The sequence below is a fragment of the Thalassovita sp. genome, from assembly GCF_965218685.1.
In the GTDB taxonomy this organism is placed as follows: domain Bacteria; phylum Pseudomonadota; class Alphaproteobacteria; order Rhodobacterales; family Rhodobacteraceae; genus Thalassobius.
In genome coordinates this window covers 2,828,680-2,842,017 of record NZ_OZ244657.1, presented here as the reverse complement: position 1 = coordinate 2,842,017, position 13,338 = coordinate 2,828,680, and the positions used below count along the sequence as shown (strand labels likewise).

Below are 13,338 nucleotides of genomic sequence, written 5' to 3'. Positions count from 1 at the left end.
TGTTGGTGTACGGATGTGGGGCTCATCCACGTCGCAGGGCCCTGGCGTTCAAGACAAGGACAAGGGTTGCGAGCAGAAGAGATGCGGCGATCAACAAAGTTGAAACGGCATTCAGTTCGGGCGTTGTGCCCTGGCGGATCAGGCTGAAGATATAAACGGGCAAGGTCGTTGCCCCGCCCGAGTTCAGCAGGTTCGATGTGATGAAATCGTCCATAGAGATCACGAAAGCGGTCATCGCACCGGCAAAGATGCCCGGCATAATCATTGGCAAGGTGACCCGATAGAAGGCGACGAACGGGGTTGAGTACAGATCGCGCGCGGCCTCCTCGAAATCCATCGACATGCCTTGCAGTCGGGCCCGGATCGGAAGGAAGGCGAACGGCGTGCAAAACGCGGTATGAGCCAGCGCCAATTTCAGCAGACCATTGGTGATCCCGATTTGCGAGAACACGATCAGCACGGCCACAGCCAGCACGATTTCGGGCAAGAGCAGCGGTAGGTTGATAACTGTCTCTGACACTCGCCGGAACTTCATGTCCGTGGCGCGGGTCAGCACGATCGCAGCAAGCAGGGCGATCAGCGTGGCGCAGACCGTCGCGATTACCGCAACGATCAACGAGACCTTCAAGGCGCTCATCAAAGAGGTGTTTTCGAGCGCCGCCGCGTACCATTTGGTGGAAAACCCGCTCCAAACAGAGACCAGACGGTTTTCGTTGAAGGACAGAAATACCACGACCCCGATCGGCAGGTAGAGCCAAAAGAAAAAGAGGATCGAGAGGAGGCGCAGCCCGGGATAGTGGCGAACGTTGGCATGGCGGCTCATTGGACGACCTCCGAGCGCAGCGCTGCCCGACGTGCGTTCAGCAGCAGGAACAGGATGACCAGCGTCAGCAGGACCATTGCGACAGCCGCGCCGAAGGGCCAGTTGCGTGCACCGCCGAATTGGGTCTGGATCAGCGTGCCCATCATGAGTTGCTTGCCACCACCCAGCAGCATCGGTTCCAGCACCGTGCCAAGGCAGGGTACAAAGACCAGGATGCCACCGGCGACAAGGCCCGGCGCTGCCAGCGGCAGGATCACTCGGCGCAAAGCAACCCAGCGGCTGCCATAAAGATCATGGCTGGCTTCGATCAGCGAAGGATCGATCTTTTCCACGCTGGCATAGACCGGCAGGATCATCAGCGGGACATAGCTGTAGACCATGCCCGTGATCATCGCGCCCGGAGTGAACAGAAAGCCCTGGATATCTGGCCCGCCAAAAAGCTGGAACACTTTTTCCAGTATCCCGTCATTTCCCAGGATGATCAGCCAAGCATAGACCCGCACGATCATCGAGACCCAGAAGGGCAGGGTGACTAGATAGAGCAGAGCGATCTTAAGGCCCGAGTTCTGCAACGCAATGAAATAGGCAACCGGCAAGGCCAGAAGCGTACAGATGATCGTTGTGATGCCGGCGAACAGCAGGGTCCGCCCAATGATCAGCAGGTATTTGGGATCGAATTCCAATTCGTCCGTCCACCCCACGGTGAACAGAATCTGACGATAGGATGACAGGTCAAAATCCCAGTTGAAACCACCATAGGAACCGCGCTCGGCCACACTGACTCCAGCGACAACGAAAATGGGTAGTATGAGCATCAGCAGCATCAACACCCAGGCAGGGACCAGACCCCAGAAGCGGAAGGACTTGCTCATCGGCCCAAAATCCTTGCGTTTGCGTCTTTGAAGCCAATCTGGGTCTCACTGCCAATCTCCAGCGCGTGCTGCTGCGATTGGGCATTCCTGCGCGACAGGCGCAGCTCGACGTCACCGACTTTGATGGTGTAATGCGTGAACCCGCCCATGTAGTTCCGCGAGACCACGCGGCCGGTAAAGACCTGGCCTTCGGCCTGATCGCCCACACCGATTTTCTCGGGCCGGATCGACATGGTCGCAGGCCCCTTGCCGTCAACGCTTTGATACGTGGTCGTAATGTCAGCACCAAGTGAGGTGCGAATAGTCGCCCTGTCGCGCTCGAGGTTTATGATTTCACCTTCAAGGAAATTCGTGTCCCCGATGAAGTCTGCGACGAACCGGTTCTTGGGGTCTTCGTAGATGTCTTGCGGAGATCCGATTTGCTGCACGCGGCCTTTGCCCATGACCGCGATACGGTCAGACATATCCAGCGCCTCTTCCTGGTCGTGAGTGACAAAGACAAAGGTGATGCCGGTTTCGCGTTGCAGCGTGCGCAACTCATCTCGCATCGCCTGGCGCAGCTTCAGGTCCAGTGCGGAAAGCGGCTCGTCCAGCAGCAGCACCTCGGGTTCCGCTGCAAGGGCTCGGGCCAAGGCGATCCTCTGGCGTTGCCCCCCGGACAGCTGGTCAGGCTTGCGGCTTGCGAATTGTTCCATGTGGACCATTTCAAGCATCTGTCCCACACGCGCCTGGATGCGTGACTTGTCCCAGCCAAGGTTTTGCAGTCCGAAGGCAATGTTCTGGCTCAGCGTCATATGCGGGAACAGGGCGTAGTTCTGAAAAACCGTGTTCACGGGCCGCTTGTGGGTTGGGATCTGATCGATCTCTTGCCCGTTCAGCAACAAGGAACCGGAAGAGGGGCTTTCAAATCCCGCAATCATCCTGAGCAGCGTTGTCTTGCCGCATCCCGAGGGACCCAACAGCGTGAAGAATTCGTTCTGATGGATCTTGAAATCGACGTGGTCCAAAGCGGTGTAGCTGCCGAAATTCTTTGATACGTTCACCACCTCGATGGCTGATGTCAGGGTCATGGATGTAATCCTTTGTAGCTCCGACGCGGCGGAGGATCTGTGTCATGTCTCAAGCTAGGGGCAGGCGGCTTCGGCCAGGATCATGCGGGCGCATTTCTCGCCGATCATCATCGACGGCGCGTTGGTGTTCCCGCCGATCAGTGTCGGCATGATCGACGCATCCGCGACCCGAAGCCCGTCGACCCCGTACACTTTCAGCGATGCTGGATCGGTGACAGCCTTGTCATCTGTGCCCATTTTGCAGGTGCCCACAGGATGAAAGACGGTCAGCGCGGCGTCTTGCAGATAGGCGAGGATGTCTTCATCGCTCTGGATGTGGTCACCGGGCAGCATTTCCCTGCCTCGGATGGTGTCAAAAGTCTGGTCGCCCAGAATTTTCCGCGCGGTTTTGATACCCTCGACCAGAACCTTTGCGTCCTGCGGGTCCGAAAAAAATCTGGGGTCGATTTCCAGTTCGCCGGAGGACGAGAGTCTAACTTCTCCAATGGACTTGGGGCGCAGCACGCAGGTGTGGACGGCATAACCATGGCCGTATTCAATGATCCGGCCGCGGTGACTGCGATATCCCGGCACAAAGTGGAACTGGATGTCAGGTTCTTTGCCGGCTAATTCTGTGCGGGCAAATCCACCGGATTCAACATAGTTGGTGGTGAACATCCCCTTGCGGCTGGCAACCCATTTGAACGGCGCGGCAAGGATCGATGGCAAATTGCGGAAAGAGAGGCCCAAGGTCTTGGTCGAGCGGGACCGGACCGTGATCATCCCATCGATGTGGTCTTGCAGGTTTTGCCCCACACCGGGCAGGTCACAGACCACGGGCACACCCGCGCCTTGCAGCATTTTCGCGGGCCCGACCCCGGATTTCAGCAACAGTTCGGGCGAATTAAACGCACCGGCGGACAAGATAACCTCGCGTTTGGCCTTTAGAATGCGCGTGCCGTTTTTATCGGAGACTTCGACGCCTACGGCCTTACCACCCTCGATCAGCACGCGGTTGGTGGCTGTCCCGGTCAGGATGGTCAGGTTTTCGCGGTGGCGCACCGGGTGCAGAAACGCCCGGTAGGATGACCAGCGCATGCCATCATTCTGGGTCACGTTGTAGATCCCCAGACCTTCCTGGCGTGGCCCGTTCATGTCCCTGTTTTCGGTCAGGCCGACAGCTTGGCCCGCGTTGATGAACATCCTGGCGACAGGGTTCGGATCGCGGTGCAGGTTGACGTGCAATTCACCGGCCGTGCCGTGATAAGCGGCATCCTGTCCAATGTGGTTGTTCTCAAGATCCTTGAAGATAGGCAGGACATCATTCCAGCCCCAGCTTGCGCAGCCAAGATCGGCCCAAGCGTCATAGTCCGACGCGGCCCCGCGAATGTAGAGCATGGAGTTAATCGCAGACGAGCCCCCCAGTGCTTTGCCACGGTTCAGCGGGATGCGGCGGTTGTTCAGTTCGGGCTGGGGAACGCTGTAATAGCCGTAGTCGTATTTTGGGTCGTTGTACAAAGACAGAATTCCCGCAGGAATCCGGACACGCAAAGAGCTGTCCTTGCCGCCCGCTTCCACGATACAGATCCGAATATCAGGCTTCGATGACAGCCGGTTGGCGAGCACACACCCCGCCGAACCTGCGCCAACAATAACGTAATCGAATTCTTCCACGCGCGCATTTCCTTTGCATTTTGTCCTTTTCGCCTAATGCCAGCGCGCGCCCTGTTTTACCTATTCACAAGAACCGACCCCCGGATTAGGGCCTGCCTAAATTTAGTGATAACAACGCGTTACAAGGGGATTGCTTCTGTGGTCTGCGCGGGTCCGCCTATCAACTGGGCGTGATAAGCGGCTTTGCTGATTCATTATGCAGGCTGACAACGGCAGGCCGGAGCCTCTGGAGGCGGAGATCGGCATCGGGAAATCTATACTCGTTGAGAAATGCCAAGCGTAACGGGGCCACAGGTCCATCTTCTGCGGACGCCTTGCGCGGGCTGGACAGGTCAGGCGGTTTGGACACGAGGGGCTAGTTGCCACTCCTCATGCAAGGTCATCTATGATCCGCTGCATCATTTGCTCGCAGCTGTGCAGCTGAGAAAGCTCGATGCACTCGTCAGGCTTGTGACCTTGCCGTTCCATCGATCCCGGACCGCAGACAACGGTGGGGATGCCGAGCGCCGCAAAAAAACCGGCCTCTGTCCCAAAGGGAACTTTGGTAACCCCGTTGGCATTGGCCAGGGTCAGAGCCGTGTCGACGACCTGCGATGTGGGGGCAACATCGAGGCCCGGATAGGCATTATAGCGGTCGATCTCGATCTGTACGCCGGGCCAGGCCGAACGATAGCGATGACAGATATGTTCGGCAGCGGAATGGATCTTGGCCAGAATGTTCTCAGAGGAATCTGCTGCCAGATGACGATACTCAAAGGTCAGTTCCGCGCGGTCCGGTACGATGTTCAACGCGGTCCCGCTTGTAAGCTTGCCCACATGCACGGTGCTGTAGGGGATGTCATAGTCTGCATCTTGGGCGCCGTGGTTTTGCAACCAGGCTTGTAGCCCCCTGAGATCGGAAACCATGTCCGTCGCCAAATGCAGAGCGTTGACGAACTTGGGCGCCAGTGCTGAATGGCCGGTCTGTCCATGACAGATCGCGCGCAAGGCAGCTTTGCCCTTGTGCCCTACCGCGACCTGCATCTCGGTCGGTTCGCCGACAAAGCACGCCCGTGGCTTCCCCAGCAAGGGGGCAAGCTGGCCGATCATGTTCTGAATGCCGACACAGCCAATCTCTTCATCATAGGAAAAGACAAGCTTGAGCGGTTGGGACAGCTGCACTTTCGAGGCCAGGTCCGCCGCGTATAGCATCGCCGCGACATAGCCTTTCATATCGGTTGTCCCCCGCCCATACAGGCGATCACCGTCGCGTGTCAGAGAGAATGGATCGCGTGTCCAGACCTGGCCCTCGACCGGAACGACATCGGTGTGCGCCGACAGCAGGATACCGTCACCAGCGGGTCCAATCTCGGCATATAAACCGGATTTCTCCCCGGTTTGATCCGGGATGCGCTGCAGCCGGAACCCACGATCTGCCAGGAAGTCCTCGATAAAGTCGATGATGCACAGATTGGATCGGGCGCTGACCGTGTCAAAGGCGACCAGCCGCGCAAGAACGTCTATTGTCAGGGACATGTATCACTCATTCTACAGACCGGAACCGCCGGCCAACTCTGGAAGAACACCGCCTTCTTGCAAGCTCTTGCAATGCGCTACGAAAGCCCGGACCACGTTTGCGCTTTCGACATCCTTGGCCATCAGCAGCCCCATCCGCATGGGGCGCACGTCGCCTTCGAACGGCAGGAACTGGAGCTTTTTACCATCAGGTGCGACACCCCTCAGGGGCCGCACATTGGCTATCGAATAGCCAAAACCATTGCCCACCATACTGCGCATGACGGCCATATCGCGGGTGCGCTCTGCGATGATCGGTTTGGCCCCAATCTGCGTGAAGAAAGACAGGAAATAGTCCGAGCTAAGCGGAAGGTCGAGCAGCACCATGGGATGCGGCACAAGATCCTGAACCGTGACCGAGTCTCGACCGGCCAAGGAATGATCTTCATTGACCAAAACGAAGGGCGGCAGATCCAGAAGGGGGACGAAATTCAGGTCTGCCGGCACATCCAGATCATAGGTCAGTGCCAGGTCAATCTCGGCCCGGCGCAGACCGCTGAAAATCTCAAGCTGGTTCAATTCATATTGCCGGACACGGACGTCGGGATAGGTGGTCACAAAACTGCGGCGGACTGCAGGCAGCACCATCTGGGCAAACGTCACCAGACAGCCAACCGATAAAGGCCCCCGAACCGTCCCTGAAATATCGCCCGCGAGATCCACCAGACCGGCGGATTCGTTCAGCACATTCTTGGCCTGTTCAAACATCTGTTTTCCGGCTGTTGTCAGCGACAGGCCCTGCGCATGTTGGCGCACAAAAAGAGGCAGGCCAAACTCACGCTCAAGCTGCGTAATCGCCGTCGAGATGGACGGCGACGACACGTTGACCATCTCTGACGCCTGGGCTATTGACCCGGCTTCTCCGACGGCAACAAAATATTCCAGTTGTCTCAGCGTGAACCTAAGCATATCGCTCCTTTGAGCGGGAGTTGGCAGATCAGGCCCGGTACTTGATCCATGTGGTTTTCAGGGCAGTGTATTTCTCAAGCGAATGCAAAGACAAGTCGCGGCCAAATCCGGATTGTTTCATGCCTCCGAATGGGGTCTGCGCGGACAGGGCATCGACCGTGTTGACCGATACGGTCCCCACCTGAAGCCGGTCGGCCACACGGCAGGCCCGTGACAGGTTGTCGGTCCAGACCGAGGCTGCCAGCCCGTAGATTGAGTCATTGGCCATAGCAACCGCCTGGTCCTCGCTCTCGAATGGAACAATGGACAGGACCGGCCCGAAAATTTCGTCGCGGGCGAGGGGGTCGTCGTGGGCAACGTCGTCAAATATGGTGGGCTGCACGAAACAGCCCTTGCCCTCAACGGTAACGCGCTCTCCTCCAGCAACCAGATTTGCTGTCTTACGACCTGCTTCAACGAAACCCATGATGCCTTGGGTTTGCTTTTCGTCGACAATGGCCCCCATTTTCGATCGCGGGTCCAGCGGATCTCCGGGCTGCATTGCCTCTGCACGGGCAATCATCTTTTCGACAAATGCGTCCTTGATCCTGCGGTCGACATACAGCCGCGAATTCGCCGAACAGACCTCGCCCTGATTGAAGAATATGCCAAAGGCGGCCATGTCGGCGGCCGCATCGAGATCTTCGCAATCGGCAAAGATCAGGTTGGGGGATTTCCCGCCGGTTTCCGGCCAGACCTGTTTCAGGTTCGATTGGCCGGAATACTCCATGAACTTCTTGCCAATCACTGTTGAGCCGGTGAAGGCCAGACAGTCGACGTCCATATGTAGACCCAGGGCCTGACCTGCAGTGTGGCCAAAGCCCGGAACCACATTGAAAACCCCATCGGGCACACCCGCCTCGGATGCCAGCTCGGCCAGGCGCAGAGCCGAAAGCGGAGATTGCTCGGCCGGTTTCAGAACCACTGAATTGCCAGCGGCAAGCGCGGCTGCAGCTTTCCATGTCGCCATGTCCAACGGAAAATTCCAGGGCGTGACGGCCCCGACAACACCCAAGGGCACGCGGCTGATCAGCGCCAAATCACCCGGTCCGGTCGGCGCGACCTCGTCATAGACCTTGTCGATGGCCTCGGCATACCATTGGAAGAAATGGGCCGAGCCAGGCGCGTCGATCGTCGCCGCATCCGTGACCAGTTTCCCCATATCCAGCGAGTCGAGCAGCGCCATTTCTTCAAGATTGGCGCGGATTAGCTCTGCCAGTTTGAGCAAAACAGCCTTGCGGTCCCCTGGCGCCATACGCGACCAGCGCCCGTCCTCAAAGGCGCGGCGCCCGGCTGCAACAGCCAGATCAATATCCGCCGCGTCGCATTCCGCCACCTGTGTCAACACCTCTCCGGTCGCGGGATTTATGCTGTCGAATGTCTTGCCCGAGACCGCATCAACAAACCTGCCATCAATAAAGGCTTTGCTGCGAAAACCGATCTGGCCTGCGCGTGATTTCCAATCCTCGTGGGTATAGTCCAGCATGTCTGTTCCTGACTTATTCGTCGCCTGGAACGCCGTAGGACGGCGCTTGGCGGGGGTCGAGGGCGCGCTGGATATAGGCCTCCAGCTGCGGTTTGTAGATTTCCCAGGCGGTTGAGATGTTTTCGATCGGGCAGTCCTCGGTCCAATCGCAGCGTAGATCTGCCACCGGCCAGCTGACCTTGTCGACGATCATCATGCCTGCGGAATGCACTGGCCCGGCTTCACCCCCTGCGGCGAGCCCCGCGCGCATCGCGGCGATCAGGCGATCCCCAAGGTGCCCCTTTGCGCCGGTGAACCCATCGACGATGGCCTGTGGAACGCCATCATTGGCCAACAGGTTGCCGCCAGACGCCACGTCTGTGCCTTCGGCCTGCGTCCAGATCCCGAGCGAGTTTGGGCCCGAGTGGATTGATGTCACGCCGGCCACATCCACGGCCAGCACCTGCCGGTAGTCGATGAAACGGCCCCGTGCGACAACCTCGGCAATGGCCTCGTTCGCGGTCATCCCCTGTTCCATCAAATCCAGCGTCAGAGGCCCGAGTGACGGGTCTGTCACGTTTTGAGAAGCCACCGCGCCGACGCCCGCCCGGGCATAAGAACAGCGGGCAGCCACCGCCGGAGAGGACGACGAAATCGCCACTCCGAACATTCCAGTTTCCGCACATCGCGCGACCAGAGAAAATGTCATTTCAGCTTTGTCCTGTTTTGTCCTGAAAAGCGCCTGGGACTTGGGTTAGTCGGGAATGACAGCGGTGCCGTCGATTTCAACCAGCCATTCGGGGCGCGCCAATGCCTGCACCACCAGACCGGTCGAAACCGGGTACACGCCTTTGATGTATTCGCCCATTGTGCGATAGACGGCTTCGCGGTGACGGACATCGGTGATGTAGACCACCACTTTGACCAGATGCTCCATCGAGCCACCGGCTTCTTCGATCAATTGCCGGATATTCTGCATCACCTTGTGCGTCTGCTCGACCGGATCGTGACTGTCGATATTGACCGCGTCCTCCAGGTTTTGAGGGCATTGCCCCCGCAGATAGACCGTTTTCCCGCCCTGTGTGACCACCGCCTGACACAGATCGTTGTCGAGGTTTTGCTCGGGATAGGTCTCCGAGGTGTTGAACTTGCGAATGCGTGTATGTGCCATTTTCTACTCTGCCTTTGTCATTCCGCTGCCGCTGGGACAATCGCGGCTTGTCCGTCATAGTCCAGATAGGCGCGCTGGATCGCGATTTGATCGGCAACATGTTTGGCATCGTGCCAGACGCCCCACAAAAAGGCCGAGCCGCGGCGCGACTGCCAGGGCAACCCAAGGAAATAGACATCCGGAGCAACCGAAACACCCCGCTGATGGATTGGTGCGCCTTTTTCGTCAAAAGCATCAACCTTGAGCCAGTCGAAATCCTGCCGGAAGCCCGTTGCCCAGATGATCGCGCTTACGCCTTCGGCGGCCAGGTCAATCTCGCTCAGCGGATTGGTCAGGCATTCCGGATCTGGGAAGGTTTCGCGCGCTTGGGGTTCTTCGGGCAGGTCCAGTCCGTTGCGTGCGACATAGGCATCTGCCAAGTCCAGCATTTCAAGATAGTTTGCATCTCCACCCGCAACATTCGCTTGCAGATCGTCCGAGAAACTCAGAACACCATCCGAATAGGCGTTTGTGCGGCCTGTCAGGATCACACCTTCACCGGCCAGACGGCGGAAATCCATGGTCCGGCCACCATAAGCGCCACTGACCGAAATGGTCACGTGCTCGGTGCCGGGTTCAAGCGCAGCAACGTCCCAAAGCCCCAGGACGCCCAGCCACCAGACGAAATCACGCCCACGATAGCGGCGCGGAGGACGGTCGTGCGGACCAACAGACAAGAACACCTTGCGGCCAGCGCGGTTCAGCTCATCAGCGATCTGCGCGCCTGACGACCCGGCGCCAACAACCATGACCGCCCCGTCGGGCAGCGCGTCAGGGTTCTTGTAGTTGAACGAGTGAATTTGCTCGACGCCGACTGTCTCTGGAACGATCGGAGGGATAACCGGGTGCTGAAAGGCGCCGGTCGCCGCAACAATTCGTTTTGCGATAATCTCGCCTTCGCTGGTCTTGACGCGAAAGCCTGCTTCGCCTGCCAGGCGATCTGCCTGCAAGACTTCGACACCTTCGCGGATCGGGGCTTTGATCATCGCGGCATAGTCGATCAGGTACTCGGCAAACCGATCCTTGGTCACGAACTCATCGGGGTTATTGCCTTGGAACGTCAGATTTGGAAACCGGTCGTGCCATGCAGGTCCATTTGCAACCAACGAGTCCCAACGCCCGGTGCGCCATGCCTCGGCTGTACGGTTTTTTTCCAGAACAATATGCGGCACCGCATGTTTCGACAGGTGTTCGCTCATCGCGATGCCTGCCTGACCGCCACCAACGATAAGCGTATCTGTCTGTTCAGTCGACATTATTTCAAGTCCTCTACCTGGCGTTTGAGCGCCCGTCTGCCATGTCTGATGAAGACAATGTGCCAAGATCAACAGCAAATTCAAACGGGTGCTCGCGTTTCATCGGCTAAGTCTCACAGGGTGCGAGATGACAGAAAGCACTGTTTCGCTCAGCGTTGATTTGGCATTCCCTAAGCTTGAGGATATCGGGTGCGGTATCAGCGTAAAGAACCGTTCAAGCGGGGCATCAAGAACGAAAACAGTTCGGACTGAGACGAGATATTGCAGCGCCTATATAGTTGTTTGCGAAAGACTTTCACGGTCTGAGGAGACAGATTCAAATTCAACGCAGCCGAGTTGGTCGAATGCCCCTGCAGGATCAGCACTGCGACTTCGGCCTGGCGAGGTGTCAGCAGGATGCCATCTTGCTGCGCCAAAGATTTACGCAGTTGTTCTGAAAAAGAGGCGTCTTTTGATCGCTCACCAAGGCCGGATGGCAGGGACGTCCAATTCTGTTCGATCAAAGCCACCACAACCGGCGCGATGGTCCGCGCCCTGCGCATGTCATGGGACGAAAAATATTTGGCTGTTCGGCTAAGACACAGATGCACCGAAGATGCGTCAGAGGGGCGGCACACAAAAGCCAGCTCATCCATCATGCCGGACCGCTGATAGAATTGCAGGTAATAAGCATTTCGCTCGAACCGATCCGGGGCAATCGCGCGCAACACATAGGCCCCGGCGGCCGCGTTGTTCAGATGCAGCTCATAGAACGGATCCAACTGGTAAATACCCGAGGCATAAAATTCGTTCAGATGCCGGTTTAACTGCCGGTCTGTGACAGAACTATACAGGACTTCAGGCGGTGTTGACGCGTGATAGGACAACACGCTGACATTGTCGGCCTGGATATGAGTGTTCAGCCATCGGAACAGGCATGGGGCGAATTCTGGTCGTCCCAGGTTTGCGATGACTTCTCCTAGTTCTTCAAAGTTCGACATGAGTACCCCCCTAGGGGTATATACCCCCAGATGATCAATTAGTACCACTCAGTTTAAAAATAGGGGGTATATATCTGCCGCCCCTGACATGAACAGCTCAACTGAGGACGCGACATGACGCAAGATCGGATCAATCTCGACACTGACACCATTCTTGAAAAGGATGCCCACCTGATTCAATCCTTTGCCGATCTCAACTTTCTTAAGGACAAGTCGGCCCGAACCGTGATCTCCAAGGCCGATGGGACACGGGTCTGGGATCATGACGGGAACGAGCTGATCGACGGGATTGGCGGCCTGTGGTGCGTGAATATCGGTCACCGCCGCCAAGAAGTGATCAGCGCCATCAACGAACAGCTCAACACGCTGGACTATTATTCCACCTTCTACAACTTCACCCATCCCACGGCGGTGCAACTGGCGGAAAAGTTGGTTTCGCTGGCGCCCGCGAACCTGACCCGCGTGCATTTTGGCAATTCCGGTTCGGTCGCAAATGACAGCGCGGTGCGCATTTTGCACCATTACTACAACCGCATCGGCAAGCCACAAAAGAAAAAGATCCTGTCGCGTCAGGGCGCTTATCACGGGTCGACCTATCTGGCGATGGCCATGACTACGCCCGCTTATAGCGATGGCTGGGATTGCGCGCGCGATCTGGTCACCCACTTGCGGTGTCCCCATGCTTTGCGCGAGGCAAACGGTGCAACCGAGGCAGAGTTCCTTGATTTGCTCATGACCGAAATGCGCGACAAGATCGAAGAGGTCGGAAGCGAAAATATCGCGGCCTTTATCGCCGAGCCGATCATGGGGGCGGGCGGAATCATCGTTGCCCCCGAAGGCTATCACAAGCGGGCCATTGAGCTTTGCCGCGCTTATGACATCAAATATATCTCGGACGAGGTTGTGACTGCCTTTGGGCGTCTGGGGCACATGTTTGCCTCGGAAGACGTGTTTGGAATTCAACCGGATATGATCACCACGGCCAAAGGCCTGACGTCGGGCTATCAGCCGCTGTCGGCCACGTTGTTTACCGACGAAATCTATGATGTGATCGCTGGCGAAGGCGCAATGTTCCTGCACGGCATGACCTATTCGGGTCATCCTGCGGCATCGGCCGCAGCGCTTGCCAATATCAAGGTTCTGGAGACCGAGCAGATCCCTCAACGCGTGCGGACAAGCGGTAAAAGGTTCGAAAACAACCTGCGCGCCCTGTCGGATCTGGATCTGGTCGGCGATGTCCGCGGCAGCCACTTCATGATGGGGATCGAGTTCGTAAAGGACAAGGCGACAAACGAAAGCTATCCCGACGCGGCCAAGGTTGGACTACGTGCAGCGCGTCACTGTCAGGCACGGGGTTTGATCGCCCGCGCTTTGGGCAACATTCTGATCTTGTCTCCGACCCTGGTTTTGACAGACGAGGAGATTGACGACATCGCGCGCATTTTGCGGGAAAGCATCATCGCGACGCGGGCTGACCTCAACATGGAAGGCTTCTAAGGTTCCGCCG

The 13,338-nt window shown here is 57.6% G+C and carries 12 protein-coding genes; 1 reads left to right on the top strand and 11 read right to left on the bottom strand.

The window, feature by feature from the left end:
* Positions 1-22: 22 nt before the first annotated feature.
* The 11 genes from ACOQOQ_RS14000 to ACOQOQ_RS13950 form a co-directional block, all read right to left on the bottom strand.
* A complete protein-coding gene (locus tag ACOQOQ_RS14000; protein ID WP_420567604.1) occupies positions 23-823 on the bottom strand; it encodes an ABC transporter permease in 801 nt (266 codons plus the stop codon).
* Positions 820-1,695, bottom strand: coding sequence for an ABC transporter permease (locus tag ACOQOQ_RS13995; RefSeq protein WP_420567603.1), 876 nt, complete (start codon positions 1,693-1,695; stop codon positions 820-822). Before ACOQOQ_RS13995 ends, ACOQOQ_RS14000 begins: the two co-directional genes overlap by 4 nt.
* On the bottom strand, positions 1,692-2,765 hold the full coding sequence (locus ACOQOQ_RS13990) for an ABC transporter ATP-binding protein (RefSeq protein ID WP_420567602.1): 1,074 nt from the start codon (positions 2,763-2,765) through the stop codon (positions 1,692-1,694). The genes ACOQOQ_RS13995 and ACOQOQ_RS13990 overlap by 4 nt, the downstream gene beginning before the upstream one ends.
* Positions 2,766-2,819: 54 nt before the next feature.
* Positions 2,820-4,418: a GMC family oxidoreductase gene (locus ACOQOQ_RS13985; protein ID WP_420567601.1), complete on the bottom strand. Its 1,599-nt coding sequence runs from the start codon at positions 4,416-4,418 to the stop codon at positions 2,820-2,822.
* A 369-nt stretch (positions 4,419-4,787) separates the two neighbouring features.
* On the bottom strand, positions 4,788-5,933 hold the full coding sequence (argE, locus tag ACOQOQ_RS13980) for an acetylornithine deacetylase (RefSeq protein WP_420567600.1): 1,146 nt from the start codon (positions 5,931-5,933) through the stop codon (positions 4,788-4,790).
* Between the two features lie 12 nt (positions 5,934-5,945).
* Positions 5,946-6,881: a LysR family transcriptional regulator gene (locus tag ACOQOQ_RS13975; protein ID WP_420567599.1), complete on the bottom strand. Its 936-nt coding sequence runs from the start codon at positions 6,879-6,881 to the stop codon at positions 5,946-5,948.
* Between the two features lie 28 nt (positions 6,882-6,909).
* A complete protein-coding gene (locus ACOQOQ_RS13970) occupies positions 6,910-8,406 on the bottom strand; it encodes an aldehyde dehydrogenase (RefSeq protein WP_420567598.1) in 1,497 nt (498 codons plus the stop codon).
* Between the two features lie 13 nt (positions 8,407-8,419).
* A complete protein-coding gene (locus ACOQOQ_RS13965; protein WP_420567597.1) occupies positions 8,420-9,094 on the bottom strand; it encodes a DUF1028 domain-containing protein in 675 nt (224 codons plus the stop codon).
* Positions 9,095-9,139: 45 nt separating this feature from the next.
* Positions 9,140-9,556, bottom strand: coding sequence for a RidA family protein (locus ACOQOQ_RS13960; protein WP_420567596.1), 417 nt, complete (start codon positions 9,554-9,556; stop codon positions 9,140-9,142).
* A gap of 17 nt (positions 9,557-9,573) precedes the next feature.
* Positions 9,574-10,851 carry a flavin-containing monooxygenase gene (locus ACOQOQ_RS13955; RefSeq protein ID WP_420567595.1) on the bottom strand — a complete coding sequence of 426 codons (1,278 nt, stop codon included), beginning with the start codon at positions 10,849-10,851 and terminating at the stop codon, positions 9,574-9,576.
* A 197-nt stretch (positions 10,852-11,048) separates the two neighbouring features.
* Entirely contained in the window at positions 11,049-11,831 is a 783-nt protein-coding gene (locus tag ACOQOQ_RS13950; protein ID WP_420567594.1) for a helix-turn-helix transcriptional regulator, read from the bottom strand.
* 114 nt (positions 11,832-11,945) lie between these two features.
* Here ACOQOQ_RS13950 and ACOQOQ_RS13945 point away from each other — a divergent pair, with 114 nt between their 5' ends.
* A complete protein-coding gene (locus ACOQOQ_RS13945; protein WP_420567593.1) occupies positions 11,946-13,328 on the top strand; it encodes an aminotransferase class III-fold pyridoxal phosphate-dependent enzyme in 1,383 nt (460 codons plus the stop codon).
* Positions 13,329-13,338: the final 10 nt, after the last annotated feature.